This is a genomic window from Pseudomonas sp. Irchel s3f10 (genome assembly GCF_900187515.1).
Classification (GTDB): Bacteria; Pseudomonadota; Gammaproteobacteria; order Pseudomonadales; family Pseudomonadaceae; genus Aquipseudomonas; species Aquipseudomonas tensinigenes.
This window is the reverse complement of the sequence record NZ_FYDZ01000010.1, coordinates 182,559-202,880: the sequence shown is the minus strand read 5'-3', so window position 1 is coordinate 202,880 and position 20,322 is coordinate 182,559. Positions and strand designations below refer to the sequence as shown.

The following is a 20,322-nucleotide window of genomic DNA, read 5'->3' as shown; positions in this document are numbered from 1 at the left end:
AGTGCACAGCGCTGTCGGTGTACGTTTCATGGCGTTTGAACACCCGCACGCCCTGGCTGTAACGGTAGTGTTCGGCGTCGTCATCAGTGCCGTCTCGGGCAATCAGCGTCACGCGTTGCAGCTCACCCCGTGCATTCCATTGCATGGCCTGTCCCGGTTGCAGGTTCTGCAGGTTGCCGTGGCGGTCGAACAGTGTGTCGAAGTCAGGCTCCGGATCATCCGGTTTCCAGCGCACGCCGCGATTGCTGACTGAATCAATGCGCATCTGCACGGTGCGGTTGGCGCCGGCCCGTACATGCACCAGTTTCTCCAGATTGCCGCCGGTGTCGTACGTGTAGGTCTGGGTGTAGTTGAGGCGGTTGTTGGGGTCGGTGGGTTTCGGCAGGTCGGGAATGTCCGAGAGCGGGCCGTCGTCGTAACCTCTGCTGCTGACCAGTCGGTACAGCGAGTCGTAGCTGAAATCACGGTGACCGTCGACCAGCTGGTTGGCGAAATAGACCGGCTGGAAGGCGTGGTCTTCGATGCGGGTAATGTTGCCGACGGGGTCGTAGAAGTATTCGAGGTCTTGCAGCACTGCGCCGGTGTCTTTGCGACTGGACTGAGTGTGCAGACGACCATCGGCCGGGTCGTAAGTCCAGCGACTGACGACAAGATTACCGGCCTGCTGCTCGATGATCTGGTCGGCGGCGTTGTACTGCGCATCAAGCAACACGGGCCGCCATTGGCTCTGGTCCTTGATCAACAGTTGTACCTGCCGAAGGTGCCCGGCCAGGCCGTAACACGATTTCTGACGATGGCCGCCGGCATCGGTCTGCTCCAGCACGGCGCCCATCGGGCTGAACACACGACGGCTGGTGAAGCCTTGGCCATCGTCAAAGGTACGGATTTCGGCCAGCGGCTGGCCGGTGAGGGCGAAGCTGTCGGTGCGCAGGGTGCCCGAGTTGTCGTGTTGTTCCAGCAATTGTCCGCGTCGATTGAACCGAGGATCGGCGCTGGCATCGGCGTAGGTAAACACATCGACATCGGCCACGCCGTTTTCTTCGACGGCGACTACGCGCAACTGCTTATCGAAAGTCGTGCGCCAATGACTGTCGCGCTCGTCCCAGCGTTGCACCGGTTCGCCGGCCAGGCCCGGCAGGGTCAGGCGCCAGCCGGCGTCAACGCTGTCCGTTTTCAACGGCTCGCCGTCCAGGCGGTACACCGTGGTCAGGCACGGCACCGGCAGGCGTGGATCCCACTGCGCGATCAAGTGGCCCGCTGCATTGTGATGCAGGCGGTTCGCAAGGGCACAAGGCGTGTCACTGGCCACACTGCGCAGATAATCCAGTCTCTTCACGACTAATGTGCGCGAATCCCATGCACTGATTTGTGGAGTAGAAGCATGCACCAAGGCTGATCGCGCGTTCATGTCGTTATGCCGCTCGTTTCAATGTTTGGTCCGCAACATAAGTACGGTATCGGACGAGTATGGACCTGGCGTATTCGACGCTGCTCAATGCACTTTGTGTATCGGTTTTTATTGTCGAATGACTGACCATTCTAGAGTCGGTGTCTGCCACGCGCCCTTGTGCGAGATCCATCAAGAAATCAGCAGTGTTTGCATACACCTGCTCGACGCCCAGCGCGTCAAGTGCAGCGTGGGCGGCTTTCGATGAAAGGATGATGGCGTCGCGCAAACTGTCGAGCATCGAGTCATAAGCGTCCATTTCAAAGCGGGTCAATAGCTGCTCAGCTTTGGTGGCGTCTTTCGACACCTTAAACAACTCGCCCAGTTCAGATACAGCGGGAAGCAGGGCACCGCCAACCCCGTCACGGCCGAAGCTGAACAAAGCCCTTATGTTCTCCGACCTTTCCTGCCATGTCGCTGGACTGACGGTGTAGCTGTCCAGAGGGCTGGCAGAGGTGCCAGCGCTTTTAGCGCGCAGTGATTGCACATCAAGATCCGACTGTCGCGGCAAAATGGTTTGATTGAGAGACGATGCAACCATGGCGTAGATAGAACTGGCTTTATCTGCGCTGGCATTACCCAGGCTCAACCCTTGCAACTCTCCCGGGATGCTGGCCGGGAGCGTACCTGTCGTGTTGTATCCGGCAGCGAATGCAACGATTGCCCGGCCGCTGAGATAGAGGAAGTTGCTCAGTATCTTCGGTCGAAAGCTTGCAGGAGAGGTCAAATCACCCAACGCCTTCTGCACATCTCTCATGCTGCCTGGGATAACTGAAAGAAATTTCCTTTCTTGATCGATGATTCGTTTTTGCTCCGAGGGGGTCTTCGTCGTACCGCCATCATCGAAGTAGCGCAGTGGATTGTTTCCCACAAACCCATACAGATTCAGTCCATCCACATCCCCCGCCGGATCGGCACTGACCCAACGCTGCAACCACGGTGCGTAATAACGTGCGCCGTAGTAATACAAACCGCTGACGTCCATCTCCTTGCCGGAATAACGAATGAATTTGTAGCTGACTTCAATTGCCATTCCGACGGCCATCCACGCGGTGGCACCGAACGGGTAGTAGCCTTCCTGGCTAACCACTTGCGCGTTTTGATCCAGTTCCATCACGCAGGACCCCAGATGGTCGTCGAGCCTGTAGTGCAGTTGATCAATGTCGATGTCCCGGGGCGGGCTCTTTGCCCAGTGCAGGCAGCGGGCACTGCCCACACTGATGACGTGCAGTTCTTCGCAGTTGTCCTTGGTGCGGATTTCCAGGCCCGGCAGGTAGCGCACCTGATGAAAATGCACAGCGCTGTCGGTGTACGTTTCATGGCGTTTGAACACCCGCACGCCCTGGCTGTAACGGTAGTGTTCGGCGTCGTCATCAGTGCCGTCTCGGGCAATCAGCGTCACGCGTTGCAGCTCACCCCGTGCATTCCATTGCATGGCCTGTCCCGGTTGCAGGTTCTGCTGGTTGCCGTGGCGGTCGAACAGTGTGTCGAAGTCAGGCTCCGGATCATCCGGTTTCCAGCGCACGCCGCGATTGCTGACTGAATCAATGCGCATCTGCACGGTGCGGTTGGCGCCGGCCCGTACATGCACCAGTTTCTCCAGATTGCCGCCGGTGTCGTACGTGTAGGTCTGGATGTAGTTGAGGCGGTTGTTAGGGTCGGTGGGTTTCGGCAGGTCGGGAATGTCCGAGAGCGGGCCGTCGTCGTAACCGCTGGCGCTGACCAGTCGGTACAGCGAGTCGTAGCTGAAATCACGGTGACCGTCGACCAGCTGGTTGGCGAAATAGACCGGCTGGAAGGCGTGGTCTTCGATGCGGGTAATGTTGCCGACGGGGTCGTAGAAGTATTCGAGGTCTTGCAGCACTGCGCCGGTGTCTTTGCGACTGGACTGAGTGTGCAGACGACCATCGGCCGGGTCGTAGGTCCAGCGACTGAGGACAAGATTACCGGTCTGCTGCTCGATGATCTGGTCGGCGGCGTTGTACTGCGCATCAAGCAACACGGGCCGCCATTGGCTCTGGTCCTTGATCAACAGTTGTACCTGCCGAAGGTGCCCGGCCAGGCCATAACACGATTTCTGACGATGGCCGCCGGCATCGGTCTGCTCCAGCACGGCGCCCATCGGGCTGAACACACGACGGCTGGTGAAGCCTTGGCCATCGTCAAAGGTACGGATTTCGGCCAGCGGCTGGCCGGTGAGGGCGAAGCTGTCGGTGCGCAGGGTACCCGAGTTGTCGTGTTGCTCCAGCAATTGTCCGCGTCGATTGAACCGGGGATCGGCGCTGGCATCGGCGTAGGTAAACACATCGACATCGGCCACGCCGTTTTCTTCGACGGCGACTACGCGCAACTGCTTATCGAAAGTCGTGCGCCAATGACTGTCGCGCTCGTCCCAGCGCTGCACCGGTTCGCCGGCCAGGCCCGGCAGGATCAGGCGCCAGCCGGCGTCAACGCTGTCCGTTTTCAACGGCTCGCCGTCCAGACGGTACACCGTGGTCAGGCACGGCACCGGCAGGCGTGGATCCCACTGTGCCGCCAACTGCCCGCTCGCGTTGTGCTGCTGACGGTTGACCAATGGCGTGGGTGTGTCCTGCGCCACAGTGCGCAAATAAACCACCTGACGAGTAGGCAGACCGCGGCCATCGTTCACCGAAAGCGCAGGCGTGCGCCAATCCAGTGAGCGGGTCATGACCGTGGCGATTCCGAACGGGTTGGCGGTTGCGCGGTGTCGTTGAAATCTTCTCTGGTGCGATACCAGGGATGGTGAGCCTCGCGGGAGATGTCGCCTCTGGCGTTGACCAGTTTGATCTGCTGGCCCAAGGCGTTGTAGTACACCCGATCGAAGTGGCCAAGGTTGCGCAGGGATTGATCGTTGACGTACCGATGGGTATCCGCGAAAAAAGCCCGGAACTGACGAACCGGCAATCCCTTGTTGTTGTACTCGACTCGTTCGCTGATGCGCCAGCGCGGGTTCGCCAGAACCTCGACGTACTGGCCATCTTCGACAACGAGTGAGCCATCTTCAACCTTGTACGCCATGCCCGGGTCAACCCGTTGCTGGGTTTGCAGTGCCCGGCCAAAGCCGTCGACACAGGCCTTGACGATCTGGATCTGCGCCGCGATCTCTTCATCGGGGTAGCGGTCGGCACTGAGCATCACGCTGTGTACCGGCTCGCGGTGGGCTGTGGTAATCGCCTCGAGCAAGGTCTTTTCGTTGCTGGTCAGATGGGTGCTTCGTGCCAGCCGCTGACGGGCACTGGCGCGAATATGGCCGCTGGGCAGCAGATAGCCTTGATCCACCCATTGCGCGGTGACAGCAACGCTGCCCATCCAGCTGAACAAATCTTTGCGCACGGTGCTGGCGGCCTTTTGCACAGCAGCCTCCGGATTGGCAATGGCCGGATCCGGGCGAAGATCTTCGGGTCGCCTGTATTCACTCAGCGGCCTGAATCCTGCGGCAATGCCATTTTCAGTACCGTGAAAACTGGTGGCCAGTGGTTGCCGGGAAGGCGCGTAGATGACCTCTTCAATATTCTCGTTGGGGTCGGTGATGCTCAGTGGTTGCAGGGCGTGATAGTCGTAAGTGATGTGGGTGGTGCAGCCATCTGGCAATTCGACGCGGATGATCGCCAGGCCATAGTCGTCGTATTCAGCCCTGGTGTGGCCGTGACTAGGGGTTTCACGGTAGCTCAGGACATCGTAGAAGCGATCCGGGCCGGCGTATTCGGCAAAGCCGAAGTGCGCCGAATACAGCGCCGGGTCAGCCCCGGCGGGGGCGGCCGGTTCAAATAGAAACGGCATCGCCGTATAACCGATTTTGCTCAATTCCGCATGGATGTTGAACGGCGGCGGCAGGATGCTATAAGCGTCCAGGGCAGTCTTGTCCAGTTGCGCCAATTCCAGCGGCCCGGCCAGGGCCTCGAATTCGGCCTCACCGTCAGCCAGCGCTGTGCCGTCGAATTTCACGTAGCGCTGTATGGACTGGGTCGTCAGTACCCGCTCGGTGTTCCAGTGCGGCGAATCCTCATGGCGCGCCAGTTGCTCGAACGACACCTGTGCCGGGCTGAGGCCGCTTGGCAGTGTGCCTTTGGGCAAAACCAGCGCATTACCACGTTGCAGATACGGCAGGCCCAGCCGCCACTGCTGAGGATCAGTCAGGTCAATGTATTGCGCACGGGTTTCGTTCAGGTAAAACGACTGCTGTGCCTCGTCATGGGCATCGCGCCACCACTGTTGTTCATCTGGATCGGTAAAGGGCGGTGGGCTCTCTTCAGTCAGTCGGCGCGCATAGCTCACGGTCAGCGCCTGAGTCGGCGAACCGTATTCGTTCTGGCGCAGGCTGATCTCATGACGGCACAGCGGATCGTCGATAAACCGGTCGTACTGGTAGCTGATTTTTTCCAGCAGCAGTGGCAGCAAAACAGCGGCGGCGTACTGCCCCTGAGCGCGCAACTCGCGCACCCGATAACGCAGCTCTTCTACCACCAGAGGCGTGGCGATGCCCGGTGCGTCGCTGTCTGCGTCAGCATAGGTTTCGATACGGGCGACTGACCCGACCAACGCCCGGGCAATCTGGTATTCGGTATCGGCGTCGTGCGGGGCGATCGACTGATCGAACTCCCCGTTGGGCGGGGTAAGGCTGAACAGGGTGCTGCCCAGGCCGATGGCGCCCTTGTCTTCATTGAAATAACGCTCACGGCGGCGATCCATCGATTGCCCGGTATGAAACCAGGTGCAGACCCGCACCGGCTGGGTGAAGCCTTCGTCGCCGTCGTCGGCGCTTTCGCTGTCGGTTTGCTGCAGCAGGCCGAAGCCACGAAACTCGCGTTCTTCACCGTCGTAAACGCCTTCGCGCCAGGTCAATAGCTGCGTCAGACAGTTACCCGTGATCTCATCCAGTTGCTGCTGCTGGACCACCACCGGCACTGCGAATGGCAAGTGCGAAACCGGCAGCTCTTTACGCTTGAGGATTTGCTGTTTTTCATCCAGCCACTCTTGAGCGGAACTGCGGTAGACCACACTGGCGTTGCAGCCCATGTTGTTGTTGCTGGCGGTCAACAGGTACGGTTTGACCGCGACGAAATCATAGCGCCAGTGCTGCGGCTTGATGTGCGGCACGGTCAGAATCAGGCTGGCACAACCCAAGCCCTGCAGGTCAGCGAAGCTCACCTGACACAAGCGGTCATAGCGCACGCCTTCGGGCCAGGGCACGCTCACCGGTATCTGCTCAAGGCCATTGCCACCGCGGTTCAGATAGATTTCGAAGACATCGGATTTCAGATAGATCAGTGCCGGTGCGCCGGATCCATCAAGGTCGGCCACACGGATCCGCGAAGAATCGAACTGCTCGTACGTGAACGGCAGGTCACTGATCTTGCGACCTTCGCCAAACCTGCCGTGGCCAAGGTTGGGCCAGCAGCGGATTTCGTCATGGCGGATACGGCACAGCTCCGGCATGTCGCTGCCCAGCAAGTTGCCGAGCAGCACCAGTTCGGTCGGTGCGTTGCTGAAGATTGGCAAGCGGTCATCGGCCGGCCCATGCGGTACATCCTCGGCGGCGGCGAAGCCTGCTTCGCGGCGGTTGGCGTACAGGCGCACCGAGTTGGGACCGATCAGCGCAATCGAGCTCAGACCATCACCGCTCAAATCGCCCAGTTGCACCAACGTGTTGAAAAACTCCAGCGGGAACGCAGTGAACGGGACGAAATCGGCGAAGTCTCGCTGCGCATTCAATGTACGGAAACCGCTGCTGCCTGGCTGGGCGGTGATCCAGTCGAGCCGCCCGTCACCGGTCAGGTCGGTAAGCATGTGCTGGACTGCACGATTACGGTCGGCCACTGGCGTCCGGTTCAGCGCTGTCCATGGGCCGTAGCCGATCTCATCACCTCCCGCCGCTGCTCGCAGCGGTTCGCGGTAGTACCACGCCTGGTCATAACGGCAGAGAAACCCCGGCAGACCCTCGCCGTACAGGTCGACGCATTGATAGAACCCGCCATCTTCGACGCCCGGCTGGTTATCTGCCTCAAGCAAGCGCTGAGGGTTTTTATTGATCTGGAAAGTGGAATAGTCGAACTCCACCGGTGGCGAGTGTTCGACCTGGCCGCTGGCATCGAAGCTTTGATAGTGCGCGGCGCTGATCTGGCTGTAGTCCCATTGCGTGATGTTTTGCGCAGTGCGGTATTCCAGCAGCAGACGTTGCGCCAGCAGCGGTTTTTCCCGCAGGTCGGCGGGATTTTGATGAAACATCAGCACTTGCCGACAGAGCCGGCGCGTGCCGATTTCAAAGCCTTGACCGTACGTCGAAAAGGGGTCCGGGCGTACCCGCCAAGGACCGAGTGTGTCGCCGTCATACAGCGGGATTTCGCTCAGCGACGCCGTGCGCTCGCCGTAGTCGAAAATCAGCTGAAACTGCCAATCCAGCTCGGTCGGGTCTGGCACGGTCCAGGCGAACAACCGCTCGCTTGCCGTGAAGTTGCCGTAACACACCCGCTCCAGATAACGCTGCGCGCGGTAGTCGTGGGTCGGGTCGGGATCCTGATCATCGGCTTTGTAAACGAAGCAGATATGCTCGCCGTGGGCGTTCATACTTTCGCAGAGCAGCCACGCCGCAATATTTTGCGGGTCATCCGGATCGGCACGGCGTGAGGCGGCGGTTTTGCCGTAGACGTGCAGCGAGCCATCAGCGCCATGTATCAGCCAAAACGTCGACGCGGCGTTTTCCGTGGTACGGGTCTGCAGTTGCCATTGCTCGCGCAGGGCAAAGTCGCTTTCAACGTGCGGCCAATAACGGACCACGCGGTGCGGGCCGATGCCCTTGCCGCCATAGGTCGATTCAAAGCGCGACTTGATCGTGCCGTCAGCTTCCAGCTCCGGCATCCACACCTCACCATCGTGACCGATGATCTCATCGTGTTCGGTATAACGCGGCACACCCTTGGTGGTGCGCCGGCTGATCTGGCTGAGCCCCATGCCCCAGCCGATACCGAAGGACCCGTTACCGCTCTGGCTGCTGTACGTCAGCGACAATTGCGGCGCCAGACCCCATCCGCTCGAGAGAGGGATGGGCAGCTCGAAGGACGCTGCACCGGTCGGCCCCACGGCGCCCCAGCTTTTACCGATGGTGGCAATCGATGAACTCTTGGCGATGGAGGGCGTAACGATGCTCAGGTCTTGTTCGGCCATGATTGCGTCCGGTGCACTTGCGGTGGCGTAAGTGAAATGACGCTATCAACAATTGCCACGGGCGTAACCTGTCAAACCTGACAGGTGCACAAGACCGATTTGTGTGGTTGTCCCGGCTTTTTATCGCCGAAGCAGTTATCTCCAATGCAATCGCAGGCACAAAAAAGGCCGATCCGTCACATGACGGGTCGGCCTTGTTTTTACGGCTTCAGGCGTTTACTGCACTTCTACCGCCAGGCTTTCGCTGATCTTCTGTTGCCAGATCGCCGGGCCGGTGATGTGCACCGACTCACCTTTGCTGTCCACCGCAACGGTGACCGGCATGTCTTTGACTTCGAACTCGTAGATCGCTTCCATGCCCAGTTCGGCAAATGCCAGCACTTTCGACTTCTTGATTGCCTGAGCAACCAGGTAGGCAGCGCCGCCGACAGCCATCAAGTACACGGCTTTGTTGTCCTTGATCGCTTCGATCGCGGTCGGGCCACGCTCGGATTTGCCGATCATGCCCAACAGGCCGGTCTGCTCGAGGATCTGACGGGTGAACTTGTCCATCCGCGTCGCGGTGGTCGGGCCAGCCGGGCCAACCACTTCGTCACCGACCGGATCAACCGGGCCGACGTAGTAGATGAAGCGACCCTTGAGGTCGACCGGCAGGGTTTCACCCTTGTTGAGCATCTCGACCATGCGCTTGTGCGCCGCGTCGCGACCGGTGAGCATTTTGCCGTTGAGCAGGACGGTTTCGCCCGGCTTCCAGCTCTGCACGTCTTCCGGGGTCAGGGTGTCGAGGTTGACGCGACGGGCCGACGGGCCGGCTTCCCAGACGATTTCCGGGTAGGCGTCCAGCGGTGGTGCTTCCAGCGAAGCCGGGCCGGAACCGTCGAGCACAAAGTGCGCGTGACGGGTGGCGGCGCAGTTCGGGATCATGCACACCGGCAGCGAGGCTGCGTGAGTCGGGTAGTCCATGATTTTTACGTCGAGCACGGTGGTCAGGCCACCGAGGCCCTGGGCGCCGATGCCCAACTGGTTGACCTTCTCGAACAGCTCCAGACGCATTTCTTCGATGCGGTTCTGCGGGCCACGGGCTTTCAGCTCGTGAATGTCGATGGATTCCATCAACACTTCTTTGGCCATGACTGCGGCTTTCTCGGCGGTGCCGCCGATGCCGATGCCGAGCATGCCCGGTGGGCACCAGCCGGCGCCCATGGTCGGAACGGTCTTCAGCACCCAGTCAACGATCGAGTCGGACGGGTTGAGCATGGCCATTTTCGACTTGTTCTCGGAACCGCCGCCCTTGGCCGCCACGTCCACTTCCACGGTGTTGCCCGGGACGATGGAGTAGTGAATCACGGCAGGGGTGTTGTCCTTGGTGTTTTTCCGAGCACCCGCCGGGTCGGCGAGGATCGAGGCACGCAGGACGTTTTCCGGCAGGTTGTAGGCGCGACGCACGCCTTCGTTGATCATGTCGTCCAGGCCCATGGTGGCGCCATCCCAACGCACGTCCATGCCGACGCGCACGAACACGGTAACGATACCGGTGTCCTGGCAGATCGGGCGGTGGCCGGTGGCGCACATGCGCGAGTTGATCAGGATCTGCGCCATCGAGTCACGGGCCGCTGGCGATTCTTCGCGCAGGTAGGCTTCGTGCATCGCCTGGATGAAATCCACGGGGTGGTAATAGGAAATGAACTGCAGGGCGTCGGCAACGCTCTGAATCAGGTCGTCTTGCTTGATCACGGTCATGAGTCGCGCTCCTCTAAAAGACGGGAACATTTTAATAGGGCAGCTTTGAGCTTCTAGCTTCGAGCGGCAAGTTGGAGCAGTACGCGGACTGTTCGAGCTTGCGGCTTGGAGCTTGCAACTTGAAGCTGGCCCTTTGGGCCGGGCACGCCGGGGCTGCTGGCGCGACGCTAAAAAGGCGCGGCAGTATACCGCGCCTCGGTGGGGCGTACACGCGCCGGCAGTCATTCGTTGGTCGCATGGATGGGCGAATATCGGACAGCGGGTTTGCACTTCAAGAGCTACCCCCTCACCCCAGCCCTCTCCCCCAGAGGGGGCGAGGGGGAAAGGGAGCCGATCTGCGCAGTCTTCGAAACCTCGGTTCGACTCAGGAAAGGGAGCTGATCTTCATGCTGCTCAAACCTGGGTTCGGCTTGGGAAAGGGAGCTGATCTGCGCAGTCTTCGAAACCTCGGTTCGACTCAGGAAAGGGAGCTGATCTTCATGCTGCTCAAACCTAGGTTCGGCTTGGGAAAGGGAGCTGATCTGCGCAGTCTTCGAAACCTCGGTTCGACTCAGGAAAGGGAGCTGATCTCCATGCTGTTCAAACCTGGGTTCGGCTGGGGAAAGGTGTTGATCCTGATGTAGTTCAGACCTGAGTGCGGCGTGGTATTTCAGGTCGGCGTATCTCCAGCAATCGACTCGGTCAGTCCCCTCTCCCTCTGGGAGAGGGCTAGGGTGAGGGGCTTTTGACGGTACACGCAGGCCACACTTTTGACGTCAAATTTCGAGCCCGAAAATCGGTGGTCATTTATCGACTACGCCACTAAAGTGGCAGCCGGTCTGTAGAGTAGGACACTCGGTCAGCCTCTTATCGCACGGTGAGTCAACGATTGACCCATAACGCCATTCAACGTCTTTTGCTTAAACGTTTCGCCCTTGCTGCGGCCACCTACGGATTGGCTTTGCTGCTGCTGTGGCTGGCGTTTTTCGCCGGTCATTACGGCCAGTCCCTGAGTTCCGTGGCCATCGGCAGCGCGCTGGTGGTAATCAGTCAGGCGACGCTGTTCGCAATGTTCTGGAGCGGGCGCAACCAACGCTTTGCCGACCCCAGCCTGACCGAAGTGCAAGTGCTGCTCGGACTGGGCTGGCAGACCTGGCTGATCGCGCATCTGGATGAAGCCCGTGGCGCCTTTCTGGTGTTCTACGTACTGATTCTGCTGTTCGGCCTGTTCCATCTCAGTCGGCGGGCCTTCATCCGCTGTACCCTGCTGGTGTTCTTCAGTTTCTGCGCGATCACGCTGTGGGACGGTTATCACTTCCTCTTGGCCGACCCTGCGCTCGCCGCCTTGCAGGTGTGCATTCTGGCGATGGTGCTGGCGTGGCTGGTGCTTTACGCACGCTTCGTTCAAGTCTCGCGGCAACGCCAGCGCCAGCGCCGGTTTGCCTTGCAGGCGCATCAGGACACCCTGCGCGGGATGATGCGTCAGCTCGAAGACCTGGTCGCCACCGACGAATTGACCGGGTTGTTCAATCGCCGGCACTTTCTGCGCCTCGCCTCGCGTGAACTGAATGCCATGGACAACGACGTGGTGCACGGCCTGGCGTTGATCGATCTCGACCACTTCAAACGCATCAATGACCTGCACGGCCACGCCGCCGGCGATCAGGTGTTGCAGGCGTTCGCCGGCGTTGCGCAGGCGTGTCTGCGCGACGGCGATGTATTGGCGCGTTATGGTGGCGAGGAATTCGTGGTGCTGCTGCCCGATTGCAATGCCGAACGCTTGACCGCTTGCTGCGAGCGTCTGCGCATCGCCTTCACCGATGTCGAACTGGTGGGGCTGAGCGTGCGCAACCTCAGTCTGTCGGCGGGCATGACCCTGCTGGAACTGGGTGATGACCTTGACGACGCCTTGCAGCGTGCCGATCAGGCGCTGTACCGAGCCAAGCGTGACGGACGCAATCGATGTGCCGCGGCGTGGGAGAACGTCGATGCCTGAACTTCGCGTCGGTGAACAGCAATGGTCAGTGGCGGCGGGCAGCAACCTGCTCGATGCCCTCAATCAGCGTGGTGTCGCCGTGCCCTACAGCTGCCGCGCCGGCAGCTGTCATGCGTGTCTGGTGCAATGCGTGCAAGGTCTGCCGGCGGATAACCGTCCGGATGCGTTGAGCGCTGAACAGCGGCAACAGGGCTGGCGACTGGCCTGTCAGTGTCAGGTAACCGAAGACTTGCAGGTGCACACCTTCGATCCGCTGACCGACGGTCGCCCGGCCGTGGTCGAGGCGCTCGACTGGCTGAGCGACGGCGTGTTGCGTTTGCGCCTGACCCCGCAGCGGCCGTTGCGCTACAGCGCCGGGCAACATCTGGTGTTGTGGATCAATCACATCGCCCGGCCATATTCGCTGGCAAGCCTGCCGGAAGAAGACCGCTTTCTCGAATTCCACCTCGATTGCCGCCAGCCCGGCGAATTCAGCGATGCCGCGCGGCGCCTGCAGATCGGCGACGCGATCCGCCTCGGCGAACTGCGTGGCGGCGCCTTGCATTACGACCCTGACTGGCACAACCGACCGCTGTGGCTGCTCGCCGCCGGCACCGGTCTGGGGCCGTTGTTCGGTGTGCTGCGCGAAGCCTTGCGTCAGGATCATCAGGGCGCCATTCGTGTCATTCACGTGGCCCATGACGCTGACGCGCACTACCTGGCCAAACCTTTGGCGGCACTGGCCGCGCAACGCGAAAACCTCAGCGTCGAGCTATGGACGGCGGCCGAGTCAGCCGCCGCTTTGGCGCAACTGCGCCTTGTTTCCCGGCAAACCCTGGCCTTAGTCTGCGGCTCGACGGCCAGTGTCGACGCCTTTGCAAGGCGCCTGTATCTGGCCGGATTGCCGCGCAATCAACTGCTGGCCGATGTGTTTTTGAGCCGTGGTTGAGCGCTGATCTTTCCGACGCGAGACCGACCATGACCGAAGCCATTCTGCTGGAGCGCGAACGCGGTTTACTGACCCTGCGCCTCAACCGCCCGGAGAAGAAAAACGCCCTGACCCGCGCCATGTACAGCCGTCTCGCCGAGGCGTTGAAACAGGCTGACAAAAACTCTGAAATCAACGCCGTGCTGATCACCGGCAGCGCTGAATGCTTCACGGCCGGCAACGACATCGCTGACTTCATTGAGCAACCGCCGAGCGACCTCGACAGCCCGGTGTTCCACTTCATGCTCAATTTGCTGGAGTGCCGCAAACCGGTGATCGCTGCCGTGGCCGGTGCAGCGGTGGGCATTGGCACGACATTGCTGCTGCACTGTGATCTGGTTTACGTGGCCCGCGATGCGCGCTTGCGCATGCCGTTCGTCAATCTCGGTTTATGCCCGGAGTTCGGCTCCAGCCTGATCCTGCCGCGTTTGCTTGGGCAGGCCAAAGCGGCAGAGTTGTTGTTACTCGGCGAAGGATTCAGCGGTGAACAGGCTGCGCAGTGGGGAATTGCGACCGAAGCGTTGGGTAGCGGCGATGCGGTGTTAAGCAAGGCACGGGAAATGGCGCTGCGCTTCGACGAATTGCCGGCCGAAGCGGTGCGTATCAGCAAGCAATTGATGAAGGCGCCGGATCGTGAGTTGATCCGTAGGGTGATCGAAGAGGAGGGCGTACTGTTCACCCAACGGCTGCGCTCGCCGGAAGCATTGGCGGCGTTGAGCGGATTTATCAAGCGGCATTGAGCTTGCGCTGATCAGGGCTGACTTTATCCAGCAGGTACCTCGAAAAAACCGCAAACCTGCTGGATATAGGATCAACTCACTCAGCATTAAGGTATAAGCCCACGGGCAATGGCGGAACTGATGATGTCGTTGTCTTTATTTTCAGCTGAAAGCAAAACCCCTTTGCTGGTGAAGACGCAAGTGTGGCGAACACGATTCTTTGCCTCCAAGTAATCTTTCCAGCCACCCTCTTTTCCGAAGTCCTTGTCTTGAATGCCGTTGTAGAAAAAGCGCGTAACGACATAGTGGATATTTGGGTTGTCCTTCAAGTCTGCGAGGCCGCCGACCAGAAAGCTTCCATCGGACTGGAAAGCTGCATGGAACAAGAATGTACTAGACGCGTTCATGCGGGTAATTACCGGTTGGCCACCATTGAATTGAATGTTCGCGGTGCCGTCAGCTTCTCGACTGATCAATAATCCAGCCATCAAATCGGGGTCGTTTTTATCAGCCACCGTGCCAATACAAAGGATTCGATTGTTGATCTGGGTTATCGTTTTTTCAAGAATGAAGAATTGATTTGGAGCTTCGGCGCTGATCAGCAAAAAACCATCGTTCTGATAAGAAGTATCCAGCTTGCCGTCATTAAAGTGTCTGGTGAGTACAACTGCCTGAGGAATCCCGTTGTAATTGGCCCGAACGTAGCCAGCACTAATGTAGTTTTTGAATTTATCAATTGTCAGGCTGTAAAGGTAAAGGAAGGGGTGCTCGCTGTGCTGGACACGAACGTATCCTGTTTGATTGAAACTCCTGTCAAGTTGTCCACGGTGGGTCAGGCGGATAATGAAACTATGGATAGCGTCGAATGATCCTGAGTCATGAAGCATCAGAATGTGTTCGTCGGACACTGTGCAGGTTTTGGGTGGGTTCAGGGTTGGTCCCCTGGATTGTCGTAGTCCAGCGTATGTTGATCGTTCGAGCTTCAAACAGTCTTCGTTATAAGCGGTATGCTCGAGTGAGTGTTCATCATCATTGGAAGCATGAAAAATAAACTTGCCTAGCTCACCGAAGTCTGTATCGATCGAGCCGTCCGGGTGAAAGCATGCGACGGCTCTGTCTTTCCTTAAACCGTCGATTGGCCAGTGAAACAGCGTTCCGATCAATAGAATTCTGTCGTGGGCAAAAGCGATTTGTTCGGTGTAGAAAATAGATTTGTCCGACCTGTAGAAGTAATTGTGGTAGTAGCCGTTGTCAGCAAAGCTACTGTCGATAAGCCCGTCTTCATTAAGGCGTGCCAACGTCAGAATATGATTGTTAAGACCTGAAGATGACTGACCCGCCACGTAAATTTTGTTATCGGGTCCGACATTGACGACGTGGGTACGATAATCGTCATAGCTAGGGTCTGGGGACTTCAATTCAGCAAAACCTTCAACGCCAAATGAAGGGTCCAGTTGCCCGGCTGCGATATTGCGAAACGGTTCTTTTATTGTCATGTCTTTCACTCCAGATGATATGAACGCTTTGAGTCAAGAGAATATTTTCTGGTTAAGTGTGTCGCAGGGACTTGTTCAAGAATGATTGTTCAACTGCCGTCAATCAGACCTCACCGCAGAACAAGCTGCGGTCTGGAGCATTGCCACCGAAGCGTTGGCGGCGCCCAGGCAAACACCTGTTCAGCTCAAATAGCGCAGGATCACGCCCTGAGCGTTACCGTCGGCCTGCCGAAACCCAGCGACGACGATTTTTCCGTCACTCTGCAGCGTCAGTGCATTGAAAGTGGTCATGTCGTTTACCTGAGTGCTTGCCCAACCACGCCCGTGGAATGTCTCGTCCAGTTTGCCGTCGCTCAGTAAGCGCGCCACTGCGCCTGGCGATGACTGGTCCGCAGGTTTGATGGCGCCGCATAACACGATTTTTCCATCGGGTTGCATCGCACCTGCTGTCCAGTAGGTGATGTGTTGGCCCAGTTGGGTGAGCAACGGTTTCGCACCATTGAACTGAATGTTGTACTTTCCATCCGGTTCGAGGCTGATCAAAAGACCTTGTCCATCATTGGTTGCACCGATCCCCAGTAGTCGATTGTTCGGCTGGCCAATGACCGAGTTGAGTTGACCGAATTCGGACAAATCCTGTGCCGTGGTGAAGAATCCACCTGAGCCGAAGCGAGGATCAGGTTGTCCGTCGCGTGTGTAACGCGCCATCAATGGCACTCCTGACAGGGCGGTTGGCCGGAGACTGCCGGCCACAACGATCGTCCCGTCCTTATCAACAAATCCACTGCGCAGTTTTACGTGGGTCTGATCGGCTCCGGGATAAATGACCTGGACATAACCTTTGTGATTGAACGAGGTGTCGAGCGAGCCGTTGCTGTTGAGCAGAAACAGATAAGCACGGGTATCTGCCTGGTGAGTGACGACATAGGTGCGAACCACCAGAATTTTCCCATCGTCCAGTGGTACGACGCTGGTCGATGAGTCCTGGCTTTCATTCATGTCAGATGCGGCACGCTGGACTGAGTCTTCGGCGGCGTCCGGCATTCTGAGAATCACGTAACCATCGTCGCCACCGAATTCAAGGTCGCGCGTGCCATTCGAGGTGAATCTGGCCAATGCTGGAACTGACTGGCCAAGCACCCGCCCGACAAGCAGGATTTTTCCGTCAGGGAGCACAGTGATCGAAGTACCGGCGGATTGCGTTCGTACTAAAAAATTGCCGCTGGTGACGCCATTCTCTCCAAAGTCAGGATCAAGCGTGCCATCAGGTTTCAAGCAACCTGACAGGTACATTGAATCGGCAGCGCTCGCGCGCACCTCTCCTGTGAAATAAAGACGTTCGGCTGTAGAGGAATATTGCGCCTGGATGCCATTCAGGATCGATTGACGTCCCAAGTGGGGGAGGTCAAGTAAAAAAATCCCGGCGTCTGCGAAATCCTTATCAAGTGCAACGTCGTCCTGCGCTAACCGTTTCGAGTCATTCATGCCGCTCTCCTTGAGTGGATGGTTGCGACTCGATTAGCTGCCGAACAAGGTTCGCGGTCTACTGTCAGGTCTGACAGTAGACGCCAGCCTCACCTTTGTGTTTCGCCCATAAAAAAGCCCCGGCACTCACATGCCGGGGCTTTGGTTTTTCAGCGCGTCACTCAGACCTGCGGGTCGCCCACGTGCAGGATCTTCATGCCGTTGGTGCCGCCGGTGGTGTGGTAGCTGTCGCCCTTGGTCAGGATGACCCAGTCGCCTTTTTCCACAACGCCGCGTTTGACCAGCTCGTCGATGGCTTTCTGGCTGACTTCGTGCGGTTCCAGCGAAGCCGGATCGAACGGTACGGTGTACACGCCACGGAACATCGCTGCGCGCGCCTGGGTTTCACGGTGCGGCGAGAACGCGTAGATCGGCACCGAAGAACGGATGCGCGACATGATCAGCGGGGTGTAGCCACTTTCGGTCAGGGCGATGATCGCTTTGACGCCCGGGAAGTGGTTGGCGGTGTACATGGTCGCCAGCGCGATGCTTTCGTCGCAGCGGGTGAATTCCTTGCCGATGCGGTGGCTGGAGGTTTTACCGGTCGGGTGCTTTTCAGCGCCGACGCAGATACGCGCCATCGCTTGAACCGCTTCCAGCGGGTACAGACCTGCAGCGGATTCAGCGGACAGCATCACGGCGTCGGTGTAGTCGAGCACGGCGTTGGCCACGTCGGACACTTCGGCGCGGGTCGGCATCGGGTTCTGGATCATCGACTCCATCATCTGGGTCGCGACGATCACAGCCTTGTTGTGGCGGCGTGCGTGCAGAATGATTTTCTTCTGAATGCCCACCAGCTCGGCGTCGCCGATTTCCACACCGAGGTCACCACGGGCAACCATCACCGCGTCGGACGCCTTGATCAGACCGTCGAGGGTTTCGTCATCGGCCACGGCTTCGGCGCGTTCGATCTTCGCTACCAGCCAGGCGGTGCCGCCGGCTTCGTCGCGCAGTTGACGGGCGTATTCCATGTCGGCAGCGTCACGCGGGAAGGATACCGCGAGGTAGTCGACTTCCATTTCAGCGGCGAGCTTGATGTCGGCCTTGTCTTTTTCAGTCAGGGCCGGTGCAGTCAGGCCGCCACCGCGACGGTTGATGCCTTTGTGATCGGACAGCGGGCCGCCGATGGTCACGGTGCAATGCAGTTCGGTGGCGGTGGCGGTATCCACGCGCATCACCACACGGCCGTCGTCGAGCAGCAGCTCGTCGCCCACGCCGCAGTCCTTGACCAGGTCCGGGTAGTCGATGCCGACCACTTGCTGGTTGCCTTCGGTCAACGGATGGCTGGTGGAGAAGGTGAATTGATCACCGATCTTCAGCTCGATCTTCTTGTTGGCGAATTTGGCGATACGGATTTTCGGGCCTTGCAGGTCACCGAGCAGGGCAACGAAGCGGCCGTGCTTGGCAGCGAGGTCACGCACCAGCTTCGCGCGAGCCTTGTGCTCGTCGGGGGTGCCGTGGGAGAAGTTCAGACGGGCAACGTCCAGACCAGCCAGAATCAGCTGTTCGAGAACTTCCGGCGAGTTACTGGCCGGGCCAAGGGTAGCGACGATTTTGGTACGACGGACGGACATGCAAAGACTCCTGAGTTCAAGCGCTAGCGAAGGCTACTATGCTCTTGGGGTGTAGTCATTGTTCGAATGCACTACTTATTGTTTTCTTTATTGAACACGACGATTGGCGCAAACACTTCTGAAGATTTCTCGGCAAGGGTCGATAAAGAGCACAAGACAGGAGAACCCTCATGCGATTCGTACCCATTGCCGCCCTTGCCCTCAGCGTCCTCGCCGTGACGGGCTGCACCCGTTGGTCGATGAACCATCATTTGAACAACGCCTACAGCGCCTATGACCGCGGCAATTGCGAGCAGGTCATGCTCGAACTGTCCAAGGTCGAACGCGCCAGCCGTGCCCGCCCGTATGTGTGGCCGGAAGTATCGATGATGCGCGGCCAGTGCCTGGAGCGGCAAAAGATGTTTGTCGACGCGGCGCAGACCTACCAGTTCATCATCGCCTCGTACCCGAACAGCGAATACGCCTACCGCGCCCGCGCGCGTCTGGAAACCTTGCAGAGCCTGGGCCATTACCCGACGCGCAGCGCTGCTGCCGTGGTGCGCCCGACCCGCTTCTGATGGCAGTTGTCATACAAAATCTGGCCGTGTGTACAAGCTGAGCTATAGTCGAATAACCCGGGTTTAGAGCCGAATCTGTAAACCCGGAGCAACACCTGCGACTGGCAAGTGGTCAGGTGACGGCGACGTAGCGACCGTCACACCGGAAGCGGGGAGAGCGCGCCTGCGCTACAGGGGCGTTCCGAAGCAAAGGTGCGGCTCTGTGACGGAGCCTTGCATGGCGAACTGCGCATGTTTACCGACCGCCGGATTGAACGGCATCAGCTGCCGTATTTCCTCAGAGTGTTCAACAGCGTTACCAACAAACCCATCGGTTTTCTGGGCAACGTGTCCGAAGACGGGCTGATGCTGATCAGCCAGTTGCCGATGATGGTGGGTGTGGACTTCCATCTGCGGCTGCAAATCCCTTGCGGCGAGGGTTGCCAACAGATAATCGATCTGGCCGCGTGTTGCCTGTGGTGCCACGAAGACGCGACCCCGCTGCACTACGACGCCGGTTTCAGCCTGCAACAACCACCGCCGGAATACGGGCAATTGGTTGAGGCGTTGCGCCAGTACTTCAGTTTTCAGCCATTGCCGGCCTCGGCCTGATTGGAAACCGCCAAAAGCTTCGCGAGCAAGCTCGCGCCCACAGTGATCCGCATTCTTTCAGTTGAAATGCTTCGAGTGTGGGAGCGAGTTTGCTCGCGAAAACGTCAGTACAGACAACCTCTCTCCAAGGTCAGGTAACGGCAATCGCCCGCTCGTTATCCAGCGCCTTCTCCGCCAGCAACAAACCCATCTCGCTCAATTGATAGATCGCCATCGCCAGGTGTCGCGGCTTGTTTTCAAGGCTGTCGGCCAGGTCGAGCAGCAGAATGCTCACCGAAGAAAACGTTTCGTAGGTCTGAATGGCCACGGCTTCGGGGTTGAGGTCGGGCGCGATCATGAACATCTGCATGCCGCGATCCACGGAGTTGCGCGGGTCGGGTTTGGGTTTGAGGTAGTGGTCGAGGGCTTTTTCGGCGGCCTCGTGGAGTTTTTTCGAGTCGCTGGATTCATAGGGGGAAACCGAGTTGGTTTCGGGTGGATTTGGAGTGTCTTTGAACATAGTGATAACCCTTGTAGTGAGGGCCTTCACCACTTCGCGACTAAACGAAGG

General features: G+C 58.8%; 13 protein-coding genes and 1 pseudogene. 6 read left to right on the top strand and 8 right to left on the bottom strand.

Annotation, left to right across the window (positions count from 1 at the left end; all coding sequences use genetic code 11):
* From CKW17_RS20975 to CKW17_RS20960, 4 genes and pseudogenes are all read right to left on the bottom strand, one after another.
* Positions 1-1,336, bottom strand: a pseudogene (locus CKW17_RS20975) (RHS repeat protein); the annotation flags it as partial.
* Positions 1,337-1,412: 76 nt separating this feature from the next.
* Positions 1,413-4,136, bottom strand: coding sequence for an RHS repeat-associated core domain-containing protein (locus CKW17_RS20970; protein WP_095121355.1), 2,724 nt, complete (start codon positions 4,134-4,136; stop codon positions 1,413-1,415).
* A complete protein-coding gene (locus CKW17_RS20965; protein WP_095121353.1) occupies positions 4,133-8,629 on the bottom strand; it encodes a SpvB/TcaC N-terminal domain-containing protein in 4,497 nt (1,498 codons plus the stop codon). Before CKW17_RS20965 ends, CKW17_RS20970 begins: the two co-directional genes overlap by 4 nt.
* Before the next feature lie 216 nt (positions 8,630-8,845).
* Entirely contained in the window at positions 8,846-10,369 is a 1,524-nt protein-coding gene (locus CKW17_RS20960; RefSeq protein WP_007916251.1) for a fumarate hydratase, read from the bottom strand.
* Positions 10,370-10,755: 386 nt separating this feature from the next.
* Here CKW17_RS20960 and CKW17_RS30085 point away from each other — a divergent pair, with 386 nt between their 5' ends.
* The 4 genes from CKW17_RS30085 to CKW17_RS20940 all read left to right on the top strand — a co-directional run bounded on the left by CKW17_RS30085 (position 10,756) and on the right by CKW17_RS20940 (position 14,051).
* A complete protein-coding gene (locus CKW17_RS30085; protein ID WP_141234583.1) occupies positions 10,756-10,992 on the top strand; it encodes a hypothetical protein in 237 nt (78 codons plus the stop codon).
* Between the two features lie 245 nt (positions 10,993-11,237).
* Complete coding sequence (locus CKW17_RS20950; protein WP_095121350.1) at positions 11,238-12,344, top strand: diguanylate cyclase; 1,107 nt, start codon at positions 11,238-11,240, stop codon at positions 12,342-12,344.
* The gene (locus CKW17_RS20945; RefSeq protein WP_095121349.1) at positions 12,337-13,272 is read left to right on the top strand and encodes an iron-sulfur-binding ferredoxin reductase; all 936 of its coding nucleotides are present in this window, start codon (positions 12,337-12,339) and stop codon (positions 13,270-13,272) included. Before CKW17_RS20950 ends, CKW17_RS20945 begins: the two co-directional genes overlap by 8 nt.
* A 29-nt stretch (positions 13,273-13,301) precedes the next feature.
* Entirely contained in the window at positions 13,302-14,051 is a 750-nt protein-coding gene (locus CKW17_RS20940) for an enoyl-CoA hydratase-related protein (RefSeq protein WP_095121347.1), read from the top strand.
* An 86-nt stretch (positions 14,052-14,137) separates the two neighbouring features.
* Here CKW17_RS20940 and CKW17_RS20935 read toward each other — a convergent pair whose 3' ends face one another.
* From CKW17_RS20935 to pyk, 3 genes are all read right to left on the bottom strand, one after another.
* Positions 14,138-15,526: a hypothetical protein gene (locus tag CKW17_RS20935; protein ID WP_095121346.1), complete on the bottom strand. Its 1,389-nt coding sequence runs from the start codon at positions 15,524-15,526 to the stop codon at positions 14,138-14,140.
* 180 nt (positions 15,527-15,706) lie between these two features.
* The gene (locus CKW17_RS20930) at positions 15,707-17,011 is read right to left on the bottom strand and encodes a hypothetical protein (RefSeq protein WP_095121345.1); all 1,305 of its coding nucleotides are present in this window, start codon (positions 17,009-17,011) and stop codon (positions 15,707-15,709) included.
* A gap of 161 nt (positions 17,012-17,172) precedes the next feature.
* On the bottom strand, positions 17,173-18,624 hold the full coding sequence (pyk, locus tag CKW17_RS20925; protein ID WP_077574310.1) for a pyruvate kinase: 1,452 nt from the start codon (positions 18,622-18,624) through the stop codon (positions 17,173-17,175).
* Between the two features lie 170 nt (positions 18,625-18,794).
* On the opposite strand from pyk, the gene CKW17_RS20920 reads away from it, so the two are divergent.
* Together CKW17_RS20920 and CKW17_RS20915 are read left to right on the top strand one after the other, a co-directional pair.
* Positions 18,795-19,181 (top strand): tol-pal system YbgF family protein, encoded by a 387-nt coding sequence (locus CKW17_RS20920; protein WP_007951249.1) that lies wholly within the window; start codon positions 18,795-18,797, stop codon positions 19,179-19,181.
* Positions 19,182-19,412: 231 nt separating this feature from the next.
* Entirely contained in the window at positions 19,413-19,772 is a 360-nt protein-coding gene (locus CKW17_RS20915) for a PilZ domain-containing protein (RefSeq protein ID WP_095121398.1), read from the top strand.
* 130 nt (positions 19,773-19,902) lie between these two features.
* Here the strand turns inward: CKW17_RS20915 and CKW17_RS20910 are convergent, their stop codons facing one another.
* A complete protein-coding gene (locus CKW17_RS20910; protein ID WP_095121343.1) occupies positions 19,903-20,271 on the bottom strand; it encodes a DUF6124 family protein in 369 nt (122 codons plus the stop codon).
* Positions 20,272-20,322: the final 51 nt, after the last annotated feature.